The 19,126-nt window shown below is 71.1% G+C and carries 14 protein-coding genes, 1 tRNA gene and 1 other RNA gene; 8 read left to right on the forward strand and 8 right to left on the reverse strand.

Annotation, left to right across the window (positions count from 1 at the left end):
• Nucleotides 1–167 precede the first annotated feature (167 nt).
• The gene (locus tag N1031_RS16875) at nt 168–1,157 is read left to right on the forward strand and encodes a LysR family transcriptional regulator (RefSeq protein WP_259480935.1); all 990 of its coding nucleotides are present in this window, start codon (nt 168–170) and stop codon (nt 1,155–1,157) included.
• Here the strand turns inward: N1031_RS16875 and N1031_RS16880 are convergent.
• The 5 genes from N1031_RS16880 to N1031_RS16900 form a co-directional block, all read right to left on the reverse strand.
• A complete protein-coding gene (locus N1031_RS16880; RefSeq protein ID WP_259480936.1) occupies nt 1,142–2,905 on the reverse strand; it encodes a glycoside hydrolase family 35 protein in 1,764 nt (587 codons plus the stop codon). The two genes, N1031_RS16875 and N1031_RS16880, sit on opposite strands and share 16 nt — an antisense overlap.
• The gene (arfA, locus tag N1031_RS16885) at nt 2,898–4,442 is read right to left on the reverse strand and encodes an arabinosylfuranosidase ArfA (RefSeq protein ID WP_259480938.1); all 1,545 of its coding nucleotides are present in this window, start codon (nt 4,440–4,442) and stop codon (nt 2,898–2,900) included. Before arfA ends, N1031_RS16880 begins: the two co-directional genes overlap by 8 nt.
• A gap of 106 nt (nt 4,443–4,548) precedes the next feature.
• Nucleotides 4,549–5,898, reverse strand: coding sequence for an ABC transporter substrate-binding protein (locus tag N1031_RS16890; RefSeq protein WP_259480940.1), 1,350 nt, complete (start codon nt 5,896–5,898; stop codon nt 4,549–4,551).
• A gap of 41 nt (nt 5,899–5,939) precedes the next feature.
• Nucleotides 5,940–6,749 carry a carbohydrate ABC transporter permease gene (locus N1031_RS16895; RefSeq protein WP_259481018.1) on the reverse strand — a complete coding sequence of 270 codons (810 nt, stop codon included), beginning with the start codon at nt 6,747–6,749 and terminating at the stop codon, nt 5,940–5,942.
• Between the two features lie 100 nt (nt 6,750–6,849).
• Nucleotides 6,850–7,776, reverse strand: coding sequence for a carbohydrate ABC transporter permease (locus N1031_RS16900; RefSeq protein ID WP_259480941.1), 927 nt, complete (start codon nt 7,774–7,776; stop codon nt 6,850–6,852).
• A 200-nt stretch (nt 7,777–7,976) separates the two neighbouring features.
• Here N1031_RS16900 and N1031_RS16905 point away from each other — a divergent pair, with 200 nt between their 5' ends.
• Nucleotides 7,977–8,960, forward strand: coding sequence for a LacI family DNA-binding transcriptional regulator (locus N1031_RS16905; RefSeq protein WP_259481020.1), 984 nt, complete (start codon nt 7,977–7,979; stop codon nt 8,958–8,960).
• Here N1031_RS16905 and N1031_RS16910 read toward each other — a convergent pair.
• Nucleotides 8,957–10,318 carry an ion channel protein gene (locus N1031_RS16910; RefSeq protein WP_259480942.1) on the reverse strand — a complete coding sequence of 454 codons (1,362 nt, stop codon included), beginning with the start codon at nt 10,316–10,318 and terminating at the stop codon, nt 8,957–8,959. The two genes, N1031_RS16905 and N1031_RS16910, sit on opposite strands and share 4 nt — an antisense overlap.
• 100 nt (nt 10,319–10,418) lie before the next feature.
• Here N1031_RS16910 and N1031_RS16915 point away from each other — a divergent pair, with 100 nt between their 5' ends.
• The 5 genes from N1031_RS16915 (at nt 10,419) to N1031_RS16935 (ending at nt 18,046) form a co-directional block, all read left to right on the forward strand.
• Entirely contained in the window at nt 10,419–12,860 is a 2,442-nt protein-coding gene (locus N1031_RS16915; protein ID WP_259480944.1) for a phosphoketolase family protein, read from the forward strand.
• 249 nt (nt 12,861–13,109) lie between these two features.
• The gene (locus N1031_RS16920) at nt 13,110–13,556 is read left to right on the forward strand and encodes a DUF3151 domain-containing protein (RefSeq protein WP_259480945.1); all 447 of its coding nucleotides are present in this window, start codon (nt 13,110–13,112) and stop codon (nt 13,554–13,556) included.
• 133 nt (nt 13,557–13,689) lie between these two features.
• Nucleotides 13,690–16,776: a lamin tail domain-containing protein gene (locus N1031_RS16925; RefSeq protein ID WP_259480946.1), complete on the forward strand. Its 3,087-nt coding sequence runs from the start codon at nt 13,690–13,692 to the stop codon at nt 16,774–16,776.
• 32 nt (nt 16,777–16,808) lie between these two features.
• Nucleotides 16,809–17,252 (forward strand): hypothetical protein, encoded by a 444-nt coding sequence (locus tag N1031_RS16930; RefSeq protein ID WP_259480947.1) that lies wholly within the window; start codon nt 16,809–16,811, stop codon nt 17,250–17,252.
• Nucleotides 17,253–17,365: 113 nt separating this feature from the next.
• On the forward strand, nt 17,366–18,046 hold the full coding sequence (locus N1031_RS16935) for a M23 family metallopeptidase (protein WP_259480948.1): 681 nt from the start codon (nt 17,366–17,368) through the stop codon (nt 18,044–18,046).
• A gap of 59 nt (nt 18,047–18,105) precedes the next feature.
• Here the strand turns inward: N1031_RS16935 and N1031_RS16940 are convergent.
• Together N1031_RS16940 and N1031_RS16945 are read right to left on the reverse strand one after the other, a co-directional pair.
• Nucleotides 18,106–18,193, reverse strand: a tRNA-Ser gene (locus N1031_RS16940).
• A 77-nt stretch (nt 18,194–18,270) separates the two neighbouring features.
• Nucleotides 18,271–18,930, reverse strand: a complete 660-nt coding sequence (locus N1031_RS16945; RefSeq protein WP_259480949.1) for an SDR family oxidoreductase — start codon at nt 18,928–18,930, stop codon at nt 18,271–18,273.
• Nucleotides 18,931–19,000: 70 nt separating this feature from the next.
• On the opposite strand from N1031_RS16945, the gene ffs reads away from it, so the two are divergent.
• Nucleotides 19,001–19,097, forward strand: an RNA gene (gene ffs / locus N1031_RS16950) — signal recognition particle sRNA small type.
• Nucleotides 19,098–19,126: the final 29 nt, after the last annotated feature.

The following is a 19,126-nucleotide window of genomic DNA, read 5'->3' on the forward strand; positions in this document are numbered from 1 at the left end:
GCCTCGGGAGGTCTCCAATTCGATTGCCCACTGACGTCATAAGATGGATCAATGACCGCGGTCTGACGGGCATCCGGGGCCCTCTGGAGCGTGCCGGACCGCGTGAGATTTAACACCGGGGAAACACCGGAGACAGGGCGCCGACGCGGGCGTGGAAGGGGGAGGTCGTGGACCTCAGGCAGCTGCGGCAGTTCACCGCCGTCGCCGACGCCCGCAGCTTCACCGCGGCGGCCGCCGAGCTCGGCATGTCGCAGCCCGCGCTCAGTCAGGCCATCGCCCGGCTCGAGCGCGAGCTCGACTGCGTGCTGGTGCTGCGCAACAAGCAGAACCCCGGCGCCGGCCTGCTGCTCACGCCGGCGGGGGAGTCGCTCTACGCCGACGCGGCGGCGCTGCTCGTGGCCGCGCACCGCGCCGAGGAGCGGGCCAGGCGCGCGGGTCGCGGGCTCACGGTGCCGCCGGTCGCCGTGGGCTTCAGCTCGAGCACGCCGCAGGCGCTGGTGGCCGCCGCGGTAGGCCTGTCGGGCGGCGGAGGCGGAGGCGGCGGCGCGGCCGGCGGTGCGGGAGGCGACGTCATCCCCGTGCAGCTCGACTGGGCGCACGAGCACGAGTCCGTGGTGAGCGGGCTGGTCGACCTCGCGTTCCTGCAGTACCCGGCCGGCACGGGGTTCGCGGGGCACGAGGTGGTGACCCTCGACCGGGTGCCGCGGGTGGCGATCGTGGCGGCCGCGCATCCGCTGGCCTCGCGCGCCGAGGTGACACTGGCGGAGCTCGGCGGCGAACCGGTGCTCGACCCCGGTCTCGGGGAGGGCCCGTCGAGTTTCCGCGAGTTCTGGCTCGCCGGCCCGCGCCCCGCCGAGGCGCCGCTCGGCCCGATCGTGGGCCCGCCGGCGCGCACGGTGGAGGAGATGTGCACCTTCGTCTCGGCCGGCCGCGGCATGGCCATCGCCTCGGGGGTGCTCGCCGGGCAGTACCACCGGCCCGACCTCGCGTTCGTGCCGATCGCGGGGATCGAGCCGATCGAGGTGGGGGTGGCGAAGCTCAGCGAAGACCACCGGCCCCAGGTGCTCGCCGTGTGGGAGGCGCTCACCGGGGGCGCCGGCGGGCTCGGCGACGCGCGCCTCGCCCCGGGCGGGGCGGGGCCTCAGAACTCGGTGTGACCCAGGTCGGGCGTCGCCACGAAACGCACCCCGGTCGACGCCGCGTGCAGCTCGAGCAGCAGCACCTCGTTCACCCCGGCGTGCACCACGGGTGCCGGCACGTAGAGCGTGTGCTGTGGCCCGCGCGACCAGTAGCGGCCGAGGTTCACGCCGTTCACCCAGAGCACGCCCTTGCCCCAGTCGCGCGTGTGCACGAACAGATCGGTGGGCGCCTCGAGCGTGAACTCGCCGCGCACGAACGCGGGGCCGGCGACCACGGTCGACTCCAGCGGGGCCAGGAGCGCCCGCACCCCGTCGAGCGCCGCCGCGTCGTCGAGGCCGAGCGGCAGCGCCTCCCAGCGCAGCAGCGGCTCGCCGTTCAGGCGCGCGGTGCCGATGAGGCCCTTCGGTTCGCCGATGCGCTCGCCGTAGTCCACCCGCCCCTGGTCCTCGACCAGCAGGTCGAGCGTGCCCCGCGCATCCGCCGGCAGCGTGAGCCTGCGGTCGTGGTGGTCGCGCGCCAGCACGCCCACGGGGGCGCCGTTCAGCAGCACCACCGCGCGGTCGCGCACCTCGTCGATCTCGAACACGGCCTCGCCCTGCACGTCGATCTCGGCGCGGTAGAGCACGAAGCCGTCGTACTGCTGCAGCGAGTCCATGGTGGGCACGCCGTCGTGCGGCGCGAACGCGCCGAGCGGGCCGAGCGCGCCGAGCAGGGGCACGGATGCGGTGAGCCGCGCCTCGAAGGCGGGCGCGGGCTCCGACACGACGGGCGCGTCGGTGGGCACCGAACCGTACTTCGCGAGCACCTCGCGGAACGCCCAGTACTTCTCGGTGGGGTCGCCGCGCTCGTCGAGCGGGGCGTCGTAGTCGTAGCTCGTGACGATGGGCTTGTAGACGCCCTTGTCGTTGGCGCCGTTGGTGAACCCGGCGTTGGTGCCGCCGTGGAACATGTAGATGTTCACCGAGGCGCCGGCGGCGAGCAGCTCGTCGAGGTCGTGCGCCGACTGCTCGGTGGAGGTGGTGTGGTGGTGCTCGCCCCAGTCGTCGAACCAGCCGTCCCAGAACTCCGAGCACATGAGCGGCCCAGTGGGCTGGAACCGGCGGAGGGTCGCGAGCCGTTCGGTGGAGCGCGAGCCGAACGACGCGGTCTTGTGGAGCGTGGGCAGGCTGCCGTCGACGAGCATCTCGGGGGTGGGCTGGTCGACCGTGGTGAACGGCACGGTGAGGCCGATGGCCCGGTTCATCGCCACGAGCTTCTCGAGGTAGACCGGGTCGGAGCCGTAGGCGCCGTACTCGTTCTCGATCTGGATGAGGATGATCGGCCCGCCCTGATCGATCTGGCGCGGCACGAGCACCGGCGCGAGGTTCGCGAACAGCTCCTCCACGGCGGCGAGGTACTGCGGCTCGTCGCGGCGCACGCCCACGGTGCCCGACTCGAACAGCCAGGCCGGCAGGCCGCCGTTGTGCCACTCGGCGCAGATGTAGGGGCCGGGGCGCACGATCGCGTGCATCCCCTCGGCCGCCACGTCGTCGAGAAAACGGCCGAGGTCGAGGGCGCCGGTGAGGTCGAACTCGCCGCGGCGTTTGGCGTGGGCGTTCCAGGCCACGTAGGTCTCGATGGTGTTGAGGCCCATCTGCTTGGCCTTGCGGATGCGGTCGCGCCACAGGTCGGGGTGCACGCGGAAGTAGTGCAGCGCCCCGGAGAGGATGCGGAACGGCTCCCCGTCGAGCTCGAAGTGCTCGTCGCCGATACGGAACTCAGACATGGGGCGCCTCCTCGGCGGTGGTGGATAGCACGACGACGCTCCACGAGAGCGCCGGCAGCGTGGCCTCGAGCACGCCGGCGGTGAGCTGCACGCCGTCGAGGGCGCGCATCCCGACCGGCTGGGCGGTCTCGTCGTTGACGGTGTGACGGTCGCCGCCCTCGGGCACGGTGAGCACCTCGGCGCTCACCACGGCGAGGCCGGGCTGGTCGAAGCGGATGCGCACCGCGGCCGCGTCGTCGAGCGACCGGTTGGTGACGAAGAGGGCCACGCGCCCCGCGCCGGCGTCGACCGTGGCGACGGCGTCGACCAGCGGTGCGGTGCCGTGGACGGCGGTGTCGATCGAGTCGACCTCGACGGCGGGAACCACGACGGAGCCGGTGGCGAGGGCGGCGGTGCGCTGGAAGGGGAAGAAGGTGGTCTGCCGCCAAGCGGGACCGCCCGGCTCGCAGCGGATGGGGGCGATCACGTTCACGAGCTGCGCCAGGTTGGCCATGGTGACGCGGTCGGCGTGGCGCAGCAGCGAGCCCAGCAGCGAGCCGACGACCACCGCATCCGTCACCGAGTAGCTGTCCTCGATGAGGCGCGGGGCCACGGGCCACTCGCCGGTGAGCACGCGGGGCTTGTCGATCTCGTTCCAGCGGCGCTGGTACCACACGTTCCACTCGTCGACGCTGATGCCGACGGGGCGCTCGGAACCGGGGCCCGCACCGGCGTCGTCGATGACGGCGGCCACGGCCTCGATGTAGCGGTCGAGCGCGGTGCCCGAGGCGAGGAAGCTCACGGCGTCGCCGTCGGACTCCTCGTAGTAGGCGTGCAGCGAGATGTGGTCGACGAGGCCGGCGGTGTGCTTCAGCACGGTGCGCTCCCAGTCGCCGAAGGTGGGCATCTCGGCGTTCGACGAGCCGGCGGCCACCAGCTCGACCCGGGAGTCGATGAAGGTCATGAGGCGGGCGGTCTCGGCGGCGAGACGCCCGTATTCGTCTGCCGTCTTGTGGCCGATCTGCCAGGGGCCGTCGACCTCGTTGCCGAGGCACCAGAGGCGGATGCCGAACGGCTCCTCCGCACCGTTCTCACGGCGGAGGTCGGAGAGGGCGGTGCCCGAGGGGATGTTGGCGTACTCGAGCACATCGGCCGCCTCCTGCATGCCGCGGGTGCCGAGGTTGACGGCGTACATGAGTTCGAGGCCGGCCTCGGCGGCCCAGCCGGCGAACTCGTGCAGGCCCACCTCGTTGGTCTCGATGCTGTGCCAGGCAGCGTCGAGGCGCACCGGGCGCGCATCCTTCGGGCCCACCCCGTCCTCCCAGCGGTAGCCTGAGACGAAGTTGCCGCCCGGGTAGCGCACCGTGGTGGCGCCGAGCTCCTGCACGAGGGCGAGCACGTCGGCGCGGAATCCGTCGGGACGGGCCGTGGGGTGGCCCGGCTCGTAGACGCCCTCGTACACGCTCCGGCCCATGTGCTCGACGAAGGTGCCGAAGATGCGCCGGGGAACGTCGCAGAGCGGTGCCGCGGTGGCGACGTCGATCTGTGCGCTGAACATGCTGCTGTGCCCTTTCATGGAACGAGTTGCGTCACCCGGTCGCCGCCGCGCGCGAGGGCACGGGCGGCGCCGGATGACGCAACTCGGGGATGAGTCGCGGTGGCGACTACTTGTTGACGGTGAAGCCCTGCTGGTTGCCGTACTCCACCAGCTGGTCCTGCCAGTCCTGCAGGCCGGCGTTCAGGTCGCTGTTCGACTCGTACGACTGGCCGACGGTGTCGGGCACGATGCTGTTGGCGTAGACCTGGTAGGGGAGGTAGTGCCAGCCGGTGGGCACGTTCTTCGACGCGTCGACGAGCACCTCGTTGATGGCCTGGCCGCCGAAGTACTCGGGGGTCTGGGCGAGGAAGTCGGGCGACTCGAGGTCGGCCGTGGTGGCGGGGAAGCCACCCGACTCGAGGAACACCGAGATCGAGGCCGGGTCGGAGTTGAGCCACTTCACGAAGCCGGCCGCCAGGGCCTGGTTCTCGCTCTGCTTGAGCACGACCTGGCCGCCGCCGCCGTTCTCGGCGGTCACCGGGGTGCCGTCGTAGGTGGGCATGGGGGCCACGCGCCAGTCGCCGGAGCCGTCGGGCACGCTCGACTCGAGCACGCCGGGCATCCAGGCGCCGGTGAGCAGCGTCGCGATGCTGCCGTCGCCGAGGCCGCGGTACCACTCGTCGCTCCAGCTGGGGGTGGAGGAGAGCAGGTCGCCCTCGACCAGGCGGTTCCAGCTGTCGGCCCAGGTCTTCGAGCCCTCGTCCTGCAGGTCGATGGTGATGTTCGTGCCGTCGGTGGTGAACGGCTGGCCGCCCGCCTGCCAGATCATGCTCGTGGTGAAGCCGGCGTCGCCGTTCTCGGCGGTGATGTAGGCGTTCGGGTTGGCGGCGTGCAGCTGCTCGGCCGCGGCCACGTACTCGTCGTAGGTGGTGGGCACGGCGATGCCGTACTGGTCGAACACGGTCTTGTTGTAGAACATGGCCATGGGGCCCGAGTCCTGCGGCAGGCCGTAGATCTTGCCGTCGAAGGCCACGGAGCTCCAGGGGCCGGCGCTGTACTGGTCTTCGAGGTCGCCGAAGCCGTAGGAGCTCAAGTCGACCAGCGAGTCGGAGAGCGCGAACTGCGGGATGGCGTAGTACTCCACCTGGGCCACGTCGGGGGCGCCGGAGCCTGCGGTGATGGCGTTCTGCAGCTTGGTGTACTCCTCGGTGTTCGTGCCCGCGTTCACGAGCTCGACGTCGACGTTGGGGTAGGCCTCTTCGAAGGCGGCGACCTGGGCCTCGCCCGAGGGGGTCCAGCTCCAGTAGGTGAGGGTGCCGCCGGCCTCGAGGGCCGCCTCGATGTCGGCCTCGGAGCCGCTGTCGCTCGAGCCCGAGCTGCCGGAGGAGCACGCGGCGAGCGCGAAGCCCAGCGTGAGGGTGGTGGCGGTGGCGAGCGCCACCCGGCGCACGGAGCGCCTCGGTGCTGTGGAAAACATCGTTGTTCCTTTCGGTGGGTTGATGGTGCTGTGCGCCGGGACTACTGCTTGACGCTTCCGGCGCTCAGGCCCGACTGCCAGTAGCGCTGGAGGATGAGGAAGGCGATGACGATCGGCACGATCGTGAGGAGCGCGCCCGTGATCACCAGGTTGAAGATCGGCTGGGCGCCGACACCGGTGGCCTGCGCGCTCCACTGGCTGAGACCCACGGTGAGCGGGTACCAGGTGGGCTCGGAGAGCATGATGAGGGGGAGGAAGTAGTTGTTCCAGGTGGCGACCACCGCGAACAGCAGCACGGTCACGATGCCCGGCGCCAGCAGGCGGAGCGAGATGGTGAAGAAGGTGCGGAACTCGCTCGCCCCGTCCATCCGGGCCGCTTCGAGGATCTCGGTGGGCACCGCATCCGTCGCGTAGGTCCAGATGAGGTAGAGGCCGAAGGGGCTGATGAGCGAGGGCAGGATGACCGCCCACGGGGTGTTGGTGAGGCCGAGCTGGCTGAACATGAGGAACGTCGGCACCGCGAGGGCCGTGCCCGGGATGGCGACGGCGCCGAGCACCACCGCGAACACCGCGCGGCGGCCGGGGAAGTTGTACTTCGCCAGTCCGTACCCCGCGATGGTGGCCAGCAGGGTGGCGCCGCCGGCGCCCACCACCACGTAGAGGAGGGTGTTGCCGAACCACTGCACGAAGATGCCGTCACGGTAGGTGAGGGTCTCGTAGATGTTCTGGAAGAGGTTGAAGTCCTTGCCGAACCAGAGGCCGAAGCTCGAGAACAGGTCGGCCTGGTCTTTGGAGGCGTTGACGATGAGCCAGACGAGCGGCACGACCGAGTAGATGACGAAGATCGCCATCACGATCGTGAGCACGATCGACTTGCGCTGACGGGCCTTGTGAGTGGGCTTCGTGCCCCGGGCGAAGGCGGGGCGCTTGGGGCTGGTGACGGCGCTCAACTCAGCGCACCTCCTGACGGGAACCGCGCAGCTGCACGATGTAGGCGATCACGGCGGTGATGATGCCCATCACGATCGCGACGGTGGCGGAGTAGTTGAACTGCTGGCCGGCGAACGAGAGGTTGTAGGCGTACATGTTCGGGGTGAAGTAGGTGGAGATGACGTTGGGGGCGAGGTTCTTCAGCAGGTTCGGCTCGTTGAAGAGCTGGAAGCTGCCGATGATGGAGAAGATCGTGGCGATCACGATCGCGCCGCGGAGGGCGGGGATCTTGATGCTCGTCACGATGCGGAACTGGCCCGCACCGTCGAGCTCGGCCGCCTCGTAGAGCTCGCCCGGGATGATCTTGAGCGCCGCGTAGAAGATGAGCATGTTGTAGCCCATGAACTCCCAGGTGACGATGTTGCCGATCGAGGCGAGTACCCACTCCGACGAGAACGGGGCGAGCAGCTGGAAGCCGACCAGGTCGTTGATGGACCCGGTGAGACCGAACTGGTTGCCGTAGATGAAGCCCCAGATGAGCGCGGCCACCACGCCGGGCACGGCGTAGGGGAGGAAGATCGCGATGCGGAAGAAGCTCGTGCCGTGCAGCCGGGCGCTGTCGATGGCGAGTGCCGCGACGAGCGAGAGCCCGAGCATGATGGGCACCTGGATGAGCAGGAACAGCGTGACGCGGAACAGTGACTCCCAGAACCGCGGGTCTTGGAACAGCTGGAGGTAGTTGTCGAGCCCCACGAAGGCCGAGCCGCCCACGAGCTGGGTGCGGAAGAGCGTGAGCACGATCGCGTAGATGACCGGGGCCACCAGCACGGCGAGGAACACGATCATGAACGGGGCCACGAAGCCCCAGCCGCGCCAGTCGCGCTTGTGCTTGCGGGCCCGCGGGGCGGGTGCTGCCGCGCGCGCTCCGACTGCTGTCGCCGACGTCATTGTCCTTGTCCCGTCTCTGTGGTGATCTGCGGTTCGGTTCGCCATGTTTACGTCAACATGACCGAGGTGAGCATAACATGTTCACGTAACCATGCAAGCGGCCGAAGGAGATCCGGCGTGATTCAGGGGGAAGTGTGACCGAGACCGTCAACACCGGGGCCGGTGCCGTGCCGGGCGGCGGGCGCCGTCGGGCGCCGTCGATGGGCGACGTGGCCCGGCACGCCGGGGTGTCGTCGCAGACGGTCTCGCGCGTCTCCAACGGACTCACCAACGTCGACGACTCCACCCGGCAGCGGGTGCTGGAGTCGATGCAGGCACTCGGCTACCGCCCCAACGGCGCCGCGCGGGCGCTCAAGAGCGGGCGTTTCAATAACATCGGCGTCATCATGTTCACCCTCGCCACCCTGGGCAACATGAAGACCCTCGACGCCATCGCCGTCGAGGCCGCCGCCGCCGACTACTCCGTCACCCTGATCGCCGTGCCCGACCAGACCCTGGGCGCCGTGTCCGGCGCGTACCGCCGCCTGAGCGACCAGGCCGTCGACGGGGTGCTCATCCTGTTCGAGGCCCGCCTGCTCGACCAGGGCGAGATCCACCTCCCGCCGGGACTGCCGGTGGTCGTCATCGACTCCGACTCGGGGTCGGGCTATCCCGTGGTCGACGCCGACCAGGCCGAGGGAGCCCGGCTCGCCACCCAGCACCTCCTCGACCTCGGGCACCGGCAGGTGGAGCACGTGGCGGGCCCCGCATCCTCGTTCTCGGGTGCGCACCGTGCCGCCTCGTGGCGCGCCACCCTCGAGGCGGCGGGCATCGCGCCGCGGGCGGTGCACCACGGCGACTGGTCGACCGAGTCGGGCTATCGCATCGGCCTCGAGCTCGGCCGGCGCGATGACGTCACCGCGATCTTCGCCGCCAACGACCAGATGGCGCTCGGCGTGATGCGGGCGCTGCACGAGCTCGGCCGCGACATCCCGGGCGAGATCAGCGTGGTGGGCTTCGACGACATCGAGGAGGCGCACTCGTTCTGGCCGCCGCTCACCACGGTGCGGCAGAACTTCCACGAGGTCGGGCGCCTCGCCATGGAGCGGCTGCTCGCCGAGATCGCCGGCACGGGGGCCCACTCGGGCACCACCTTGGTGCCCACCGAGCTCGTCGTGAGGGCCAGCACCGCCCCGCCGGCCTAGGCCGGAGGCCGCCGCCACGGCCAGCTCGGCCGCGCCCGGTCGGGCACCACCGCCACCACCATCTCCGGCGCGCGCGACACGATGAGCCACGCCGGCAGGATCGCCAGGCACAGCAGCGGCAGCACCACCACGCTCCCGGTCACCAGCGTGGCCACGAACAGCGCGATCCACCCGTCGCGCGAGATGGCCAGCACCAGCCCCAGCACCCCGGCCCCCACGGCCAGCGTCAGCGGCACGGACGGCACCAGCACGTTCGCGTACATGCCGAACGCCACCCCGAGGAACACGGCGGGGAAGATGTGCCCGCCCCTGAAGCCCGACGCCCCCGCCACCGCGAGCGCCAGCAGCTTGATGCCGAAGATCGACAGCAGCTGCCACCCCGAGTAGGAGCCCGCGTTCGTGATGAGCTCGCCCATCTGCGCCAGCCCCTTGAACAGCGTGATCTCGCCGCCCAGCGCCCCCAGCAACCCGAGCGTCACCCCGCCCAGCCCGATGTAGAGCAGCGGGTTGCCGAACCCGTGGTAGAACCGGTGCAGCACCCGGAACAGCGCCACGCAGAGCACGCCGAACACCGCTCCCGCGGACGCGATCACGGCTCCGCTCAGCAGGTCGATGGGTGCCACAGTGTCGTAGGCGGGCAGCGGCAGCTCGAAGGTCGGATGCGCGAGCAACGCCATCGTGACCGACCCGGCGCCCGCCGAGGCCAGCGGCAAAAAGAGGCGGTCCCACAGCGCGCCCCCGCGCGGGAACGCCGCCACGATCCCGGTGAGCACGAGCGCCGCCGCCACAGGGGTGCCGAAGAGCGCACCCACCGTGCCCGCGGCCGCCATCATGACCGTCAGCTGCGTCGGCACCCGCTTGAACAGCCTTCCGATCACCGCCGCGAGCAGCCCCGCGTTGATCGCGATGATCGGGTTCTCGGGCCCGAGGCTCACGCCGCCGGCGAGCGCCAGCACGGCCACGAGCGCGAGCGTCGGCAGCGACTTCAGCGGCAGCGGCGGAGCGATGAGCTCCGTCGTCGCGGAATCCCGCCCGCCGTGCCCCGGCAGCAGCCACACCACGAGCCCGACCGCGACCCCCGTGAGGGTGAGCACGGTGAAGATGAAGAACCCGTTCGACGGGTCGAGCCCGGTCGCCGCCGGCAGCTGGTGCCAGATGACGCCCTCGAGCAGCTCGGCGACCTCGTCGAGCGCGAACAGCACCAGCGCCGACACGACCCCCACGACCACGGCGGGGATCGCGAGCATCAGCTGCTGCCGCACCGCGGGCGCGCTGTCGGCCCCGGGTGCGCTGTCGGCCCCGGCTGCGCCGGCGCTCGCGCCGGCCGTGCGGGCGGGTTCTCCGGATGCGGCGGTCACGGCCCGACACTAATGCACCACCGCGAGCGCCCCCAAGCTTCACCGGCTGTCCCCGGCGCAACCCCTGTGCATCCGGGGCGGGCACTCCTACGCTGTGCCCATGACCCCGCAGAGCGAGACCGAGACCGGCACCGTCCCCCTCGACACCGTCGACGCCTGGTGGCGCGCCGCCAACTACCTCTCCGTCGGCCAGATCTACCTGCTCGGCGACGATCCGCTGCTCGAGCATCCGCTCACCCCGGCGTCGATCAAGCCCCGCCTCCTCGGCCACTGGGGCACCACGCCCGCGCTCAACCTGGTGTGGGCCCACCTCAACAAGGCCATCGTGGAGCGCGACTGCGACGTCATCTACCTCGCCGGCCCCGGACACGGCGGCCCGGGCGTGGTGGCCAACGCCTGGCTCGACGGCACGTACTCCGAGCTCTTCCCGCGCATCCCACTCGACCGGGAGGGCATGGGGCGCCTGTTCCGCCAGTTCTCGTTCCCCGGCGGCATCCCGTCGCACGCAGCGCCCGAGACGCCCGGCTCCATCAACGAGGGCGGCGAGCTCGGCTACTCGCTCGTGCACGCCTACGGCGCTGCGCTCGACAACCCCGCGCTCGTCGCCGCCTGCGTGATCGGCGACGGCGAGGCCGAGACCGCCACGCTCGCCACGAGCTGGCACCTGAACAAGTTCCTCGACCCGGTCTCCGACGGGGCGGTGCTGCCGATCCTCAACCTCAACGGCTACAAGATCGCCAACCCCACCCTGCTCGCCCGTATCCCCGACGCCGAGCTGCTCGCGCTGTTCACGGGCTACGGCTACTCTCCCCGCATCGTGGCAGGCGGCTTCGACGGCGAAGACCCCCTGCTCGTGCACGAGCGCTTCGCGGCGGCGCTGGGCGAGGCGCTCGACGACATCGCGGCGATCCAGGATGCGGCCAGGTCGCGTGGCGAGACCGCCCGTCCCGCGTGGCCGATGCTCATCCTCAAGACGCCGAAGGGATGGACGGGGCCGCGCGTCGTGGACGGCCTCCCGGTGGAGAACACCTGGCGCGCCCACCAGGTGCCGCTCTCGGGTGTGCGCGACAACCCCGAGCATCTCGCCCAGCTCGAGGAGTGGCTGCGCAGCTACCGCCCCTCCGAGCTCTTCGACGGCGGAGGCCGCCCGGTCGCCGCCCTCGACGCGGCACGGCCCGAGGGTGATCGCCGCATGAGCGCCAATCCGCACGCGAACGGCGGGCTGCTGCGGCGCGACCCGGTGCTGCCGCCGCTCGAGCCGCACGCGGTCGACCTCGCGGCGGGTCGCGGCGCGGTTGTCGAACCCACCCGGATGCTCGGCCGCTGGCTCCGCGACGTGATGGCCGCGAACCCCGACAGCTTCCGCCTGTTCGGCCCCGACGAGGTGGCCTCCAATCGTCTCGACGACGTGTACGAGGTCACCGCGAAGCAGTGGCAGGGCGAGGTGCTCCCCACCGACGAGCACCTCGCCACCGACGGGCGCGTGATCGAGGTGCTGAGCGAGAACCTCGCCCAGGGCCTGCTCGAGGGCTACCTCCTCACCGGCCGGCACGGACTGTTCACCTCGTACGAGGCGTTCATCCACATCGTCGACTCCATGTTCAACCAGTACGCGAAGTGGCTCGAGTCGAGCGCCGAGGTGGAGTGGCGCCGCCCGGTCTCCTCGTTCACCTACCTCCTCTCCTCCCACGTGTGGCGGCAGGACCACAACGGGTTCTCACACCAAGACCCGGGCTTTCTCGACCACGTCGTCAACAAGAAGGCGAGCGTGGTGCGGGTGTACCTGCCGCCGGATGCGAACACCCTCCTTGTCACCGCCGAGCACTGCTTCGCCACCCGCGACTACGTGAACGTGATCGTGGCCGGCAAGCAGCCCACCGCTTCACTGCTCACCCTCGAAGAGGCCCGCACCCACGGCGCCCGCGGCGTGAGCGTGTGGGACTGGGCCGGCACCGAGCGGGTGGGAGAAGAACCGGATGTGGTGGTCGCGGCGGCGGGCGACATCCCCACGGTCGAGGCGATGGCGGCCGTGCAGATCCTCCGCGAGCGCATCCCCGATCTCGCGGTGCGCTTCGTGAACGTCGTCGACCTCATGCGCCTGCAAGACTCCACCGAGCATCCGCACGGCCTCGACCACGAGTCGTTCGACGCGGTCTTCACGGTCGGCAAGCCGGTGGTCTTCGCGTTCCACGGTTATCCCTCGCTCATCCACCGGCTCACCTACCGGCGGGCGAACCACGCCAACATCCACGTGCGCGGCTTCAAGGAGATGGGCACGACGACCACGCCGTTCGACATGCTCATGCTCAACGACCTCGACCGCTTCCGGCTCGTGATGGACGTCATCCGGCGGGTACCGCGACTCACGACCGCCTACGCGGCACTGTCGCAGGAGATGGACGACGCTCGCGCCGCCCACCGCGCCTACACGCGCGAGCACGGGGAGGACATGCCCGATGTGGTGGGCTCGGCGGGGCTGCCGTTCGCGCACGCGGACGGTCGCGCCGGCGATGCGGCCGACACCGGGGGAGACAACGGCTGACCGTTCGCCGCAGGCGCACGAGTGGGTCTTTACATCGGATGCGCGGAGGCGTTGAATGGGCATCCCACGTCGAAAGGAGTCGAATATGACAGAGCGCAGAGCATCGGGCTCGATTCAGAAGGTGCAGGAGGCGCTGGTCTTCTAGGCCGCCCGCATTTCCAGTTCGATTCCCGAAAGGCCCCCGCTCCGGCGGGGGCCTTTCCCGTGCGTGCGGGCGTGCGCGCGGGTGTTTCCACGTAGCATCGAGGCATGAGCGAGAACCTGCTGTCCGTGCCCCTGGGCGCACCCGAGACCCTGCTGGACGACGAGCCCGAGGTGCGCGAGGCGCTCGCCGGAGCGATCGGCTTCGAGGTCGACGAGGTGCTCGAGCAGACCGTCGGCCGCTTCCCCGCCTCGTCGCTGGCGTGGGCCACCCTCGCCGACCGGGCGCTCGCCCGGCGCGAGCCCATCCAGGCCTACGCCTACGCGCGGGTCGGCTACCACCGAGGCCTCGACGCCCTGCGCAAGGCGGGCTGGCGCGGCCAGGGCCCGGTGCCGTGGTCGCACGAGGGCAACCGCGGCGTGCTGCTCGCGCTCTACACGCTGCGCCGGGCGGCCGAGGGCATCGGCGAGTCGGCCGAGGTGGTGCGCCTCACCGAGTTCCTCGACGGCGCCGACCCCTCGGCGGCCGCCGCCATCGAGGCCGGCGAGCGCTAGCCGCCCGCTCCCCGAGCGTCTTCCGACACACACCGCTCGCCGCCCGTTCACCTGAGCGGCGACGGGAGTTCGCCCGCCCTCCCGAGACTCGTCCGCGGTGCGCACCACGGGGTGCGCCCGGAGGAGAGTCATCGTGCGCGCATCCCGAGTGCCCATCGCCGCCCTGGCAGCCCTGGCTGTCGTCGTGGCCCCGTTCACGGCCCTCGTGCCGGCGGTCACCGCGAGCGCGGTGCCCGACTACGGCGTCACGATCAACGAGGTCGAGTCCAACGGCGGCAGCCCGGGCGACTGGGTGGAGCTCGCCAACACGAGCGCGACGGCGCAGGACGTCTCGGGCTGGAAGATCAAGGACAACGACGACACCCACGTCTTCACCGTCCCGGCGAACACCAGCATCGCCGCCGGCGGCTTCCTCGCCCTCGACGTGGAGACGGCGTACGGCCTCGGCGCGGCCGACTCCGCCCGCGTCTACCTCGCCGACGGCACCACGCTGGTCGACAGCTACAGCTGGACCAGCCACGCGAGCACCACCTACGGCCGCTGCCCCGACGGCACCGGCGCCTTCACCACGACCCTCTCGAGCACCAAGGGCGGGGCGAACGCCTGCGTGGTCGACCCGGCCACCGTGGTGCGCATCAACGAGGTCGAGTCCAACGGCGGCACCCCCGGTGACTGGGTCGAGCTGAAGAACAACGGCACCGCGAGCGTGAACGTCGGCGGCCTGATCGTGAAGGACAACGACGACACCCATGTGTTCATGATCCCCGCGAACACCACCATCGCGGCCGGCGGCTTCCTCGCCCTCGACGTCGAGACCGCCTACGGCCTCGGCTCGGCCGACTCGGCCCGCCTGTTCGCCGCCAACGGCACCACCCTCATCGACTCGTACAGCTGGACCAGCCACGCGAGCACCACCTACGGCCGCTGCCCCGACGGCACCGGCGCCTTCACGACGACGACATCGAGCACGAAGGGCGCCGCGAACGCCTGCGGCTCCACGACGCCGACCACCCCGGTCACCGCCGTGAAGCTCAACGAGGTCGAGTCCACCGGCGGCACCCCCGGCGACTGGGTCGAACTCGTGAACACCGGCACCGGGCCGGTCGACGTCTCGGGTCTCGTCGTGAAGGACAACGACGACACCCACGTCTTCACCATCCCCGCGAACACCACCATCGCGGCCCGCGGCTTCCTTGCGCTCGACGTCGAGACCGCGTACGGCCTCGGCTCGGCCGACTCGGCCCGCCTCTTCGGCGCCGACGGCACCACGCTCCTCGACTCCTACTCCTGGACGGCCCACGCCACCGGCACCACCTACGGCCGCTGCCCCGACGGCACCGGCGCGTGGACCACGACCACCACCGTCACCAAGGGCGCCGCCAACGACTGCAGCACCCCGCCGGCCGCGCCCGCCACCACCTGGCCGGGCAGCGCGAGCATCGCCTACGGCGACCAGGCCGGCGTGCTCGGCGGCAACATGAGCGGTCTGGCCTACGAGCCCAGCGGCACCGCCGCATCCGGTGTTCTCTGGGCCGTGAAGAACGGCCCGGGCACGCTGTACCGGATGCTGTGGAACGGCACCGCCTGGGTGGCCGACACCGCGAACGGCTGGGCCTCGGGCAAGACCCTCCGCTACGGCAACGGCTCGGGCGACCCCGACGCCGAGGGCGTGGCGCTGACGGATGCGGGGGTCGCGGGCGGCGTGTACGTCTCGACCGAGCGCAACAACTCGGCCAGCGGCGTGTCGAAGCCGGCCGTGCTGCGCTTCGACGCGGCGGGCAGCGGCTCGGCCACCACGCTGAGCGCCACCACGGAGTGGGACCTCACCGCCGACCTTCCCGGCCTCGGTGCGAACCTGGGCCTCGAGGCGATCGAGTGGATCCCCGACAGCTACCTCGTGGCCCAGGGCTTCGTCGACCAGCGCACCGGCCGGCTCTACGACCCGGCGTCGTACGCGAACCACGGCGAGGGCCTGTTCTTCGTCGGCGTGGAGCAGAACGGCGCGATCTACGCCTACGCGCTCGACCAGTCCGGCACCTCGTACACTCGGGTCGCCACCTTCGCGAGTGGCTTCGCCGGGGTGATGGACCTCGAGTTCGACCCCGAGCGCAGCGCTCTCTGGGCCGTGTGCGACGACACCTGCCAGGGCCGCTCGGCGACCCTCCAGATCGCGCAGTCGGGCGCATCCGACGGCTCGTTCGTGGCTACGGAGGTGTTCGAGCGCCCGGCCGGCATGCCGAACTACAACAACGAGGGCTTCGCCATCGCACCCCAGGCCACCTGCGTCGCCGGCTCGAAGATGGTCGTCTGGGCGAACGACAGCAACGACGAGAGCCACGCGCTGCGCGTCGGCAGCATCGAGTGCACGGTTCCCGTGCCGGCCGACACCACCGCGCCCTCCGTCTCGTACTCGCTGAGCGGCCGCACGCTCACGGTGTCGGCGGGCGACGCGGGCTCGGGCGTGGCCTCGATCGAGGTCGCCCTCGACGGCGGCGCCTGGGCGGTCTACTCGGCGCCGATCGTGTTCGACGACGCGGCGCACACCGTGCGCATCCGGGCGACGGATGTGCAGGGCAACGTGAGCGGCGAGCGCTCGGTGAGCGTCGTTCCGGTCGCACCCGTCGGCCCGCCGTCGCTCGAGGCGCAGGGTGCGGCCCGCACCATCGCTCCCGGCGGCACCGCGAGCGGTCTGGGCGCACGCGTGGTCGACTCGGCCTCGTCGCCGATCGCCGGAACCACGGTGACCTTCACCCTGAGCGGTCCCGGGTCCTTCCCCGGCGGCGGCACCGGTTCCTCGGCCACCTCCGCCACCGCGGTGACCAACGCGGCCGGTGTCGCCCTCGCGCCCGTGGTGACCGGCGCATCCGCCGGCGCCGTCGTCGTCACCGCGTCTGCGGCCGGCGCCACGTCGATCGCGCTGCCCGCCGTCACCGTGGCGGAACCGGCCCCCACTGTCACCGCCGACGTCTCGGTGGTGCGTGAGGTCGTGTCGGGCAAGGTCGTGCTCACGGTCTTCGCCACCAACACCTCGTCGGAGGCCGCCACCGTGCTGCTCAAGACGAAGTACGGCACGAAGACCGTCACCGGGATCGCCGCCGGAGCCACGGTGAGCCAGGCGTTCAAAACCTACCTCGCCTCGGTGCCCGCGGGCGACGCCACCGTCACCCTCACCATCGGGTCGGACGTGCGCAGCTACACCGTTCCCTACACCGCGGGTTGAACCCGGGCCCGCCACCCCACCAGGAGATCGACATGAACCAGAACGAGAACGTCCCGTCCGAGGCCCGCGGCATCAGCCGTCGTGCCGTCACCACGGGGATGGTGTGGAGCGTCCCGGTGGTCGCGCTCGCCGTCGCCACCCCGATGGCGGCCGCGTCGCAGGCCGTGGTGTTCGAGGCCCCCGACGACTACACCGACGTGTCGGTCGGCGATTCGCTGCCGCTCTACTTCGGCATCGAGGACGGCGGGTTCCCGGCCGTAGGCGGCGTGCTCTCCGTGGTCCTCGCCGACACCTCCACCGTGCAGTTCGACCCGGAGGCCGACGGCTACGCCGGGCCCACCGCCTTCAACGCGGCCGTCGAGGACGGCTTCGCGGTGGCGGTCGCGATCGTGAACGCGGGCGGCGTGATCTCGGGCACCATCACCTACGGCACCACCACGGCGTCGTTCTCGGTGAACGTCTCGCTCGCGGCCTGAGCCGGCGCCGGCCCGTCGGCCGGGGTCCGTGGCGCTGAGTGTGTGCTGAGATCTGTCTGGGTGTGCCGCCCGAACGGGTGGCGTCGACAGGTGTCGGGAGCAGGCTCTCGCGCATGACCGACATCAGCGAGAACTCAGAGAACTCGACGACCACAGTCACGCGCCACGTCCGCCCATCGGCTGGGCGACGGACACGTGTCCGCGCCGCGGCGATCGCCGTCGCCCTGGTGGTCGGTGCGACCGGAGCGGCCGTGGGCGGCTCGTTCGCCGCACCACCCGCATCCGCCGCCACCGTGGCAGCCGCGGGCGCGTGCGCCGCGCCGCAGCCCGAGACCCAGGTGCACTACGAACTCCCCTTCAGCTGGGAGTCGACGGGCACGAAAGACCAGCAGAACCTCTTCGTGTGCGGCGGGCACAAGGGGGTCGACTTCGGTTACGTGCAGGCGCTCGAGGGGGAGCCGGTGTCCGCGGTCGCCAGCGGACGCGTCGTGGAGCGCGGATATGAGGGATGCCACGGCAACTACGTGGTGATCAAGCATCCTGACGGGGTGTACTCGGCCTACGCCCATCTCGGGCGGATCGTCAACGATCTCGCCGTGGACAGCCGCGTGGAGCTCGGCCAGCACGTCGGAACCGTCGGCCGCAGCGGCGGTGAGGGTGCCGGGTGTGAGATCACGGGCGCGCACCTGCACCTCTCGATGGCGTCGAACTGGTCAGGCTGGAACACCAGCGACTTCTTCGACCCCAAGGAGTACATCGGCGCCCGCAACGGCGACGGCTACGGCACGGTCTGAGGTGGGGAAAAAATATCGCGCCCTGACCAAAGAAACCCTGGTCAGGGCGCGATTTCGGTTGGCGGAGAATGGGGGATTCGAACCCCCGAGGGCTTGCACCCAACACGCTTTCCAAGCGTGCGCCATAGGCCACTAGGCGAATTCTCCTCGGGCACCGGCTCGCGCCGATGACCACGTAGCATCCTACCCGACGCAGGCGCCTCCGGATTTCACCCTGTACTCCGTCACCCGGTGAGCCCGCCGAGCGCCTCCGCGATCGGCGTCGTGCCCGAGATCACCTCGAACTGCCGATGCACCGCGGTGCCCGACGCGAGCAGCTCGGCCACGATCGCCGCCACGTCGGCGCGGGGGATGCTGCCGCGACCCGTCGATTCGGCGACAGTCACGTGGCCCGTGCCCTCCGCATCCGTGAGACCGCCCGGGCGCACAATGGTCCAGTCGAGGTCGCGGGCGCGCACGGCCGCGTCGGCCTCGCTCTTGGCGCGCAGGTAGATCTGGAACACATCGTCGCTCGACGGGTCGAACGCGTCGGCGGCCATCGCCGACACCAAGACGTACCGCCGCACCCCGGCCAGCGGCGCGGCGTCGGCGAGCAGCACGGCGCCGTCGCGGTCGACGGTGAGCTTGCGCTCGGCGCTCGACCCTGGTCCGGCGCCCGCGGCGAACACGACCGCATCGACGGCGCGCGACTGCAGCTCGCCCGCGAGCACCTCGGGGGTGGTGGCCTCCAGGTCGAGCACGAGGGCGTGGCCGCCGGCGGCCTCGAGGTCGGGGGAGTGGGCGGTGTTGCGCACGATGCCCCACACCTCGTGTCCCTGATCGGCGAGCAGACGGGTGGCGAGCAGGGCGATCTGGCCGTGCCCGCCGGCGATGGCGATTCTCATGCCACCAGCCAACCCCCTCCCGCGGCGCGCACCAAGCACCGCACACCCGGCCGGGCTTGCTACACTGATGGTCGGCTCCCCGTGTGGCGCCATCCAGGCCAACTCCCCCAGGGCGGAGACGCAGCAAGGGTAACCGGGCTCTGGCGGGTGCGCGGGGAGTCCTTTCTTTTTCTCCACGGCCCCGAACGGGGGCGAG

The organism is Herbiconiux moechotypicola, assembly GCF_024979255.1.
Classification (GTDB): domain Bacteria; phylum Actinomycetota; class Actinomycetes; order Actinomycetales; family Microbacteriaceae; genus Herbiconiux; species Herbiconiux moechotypicola.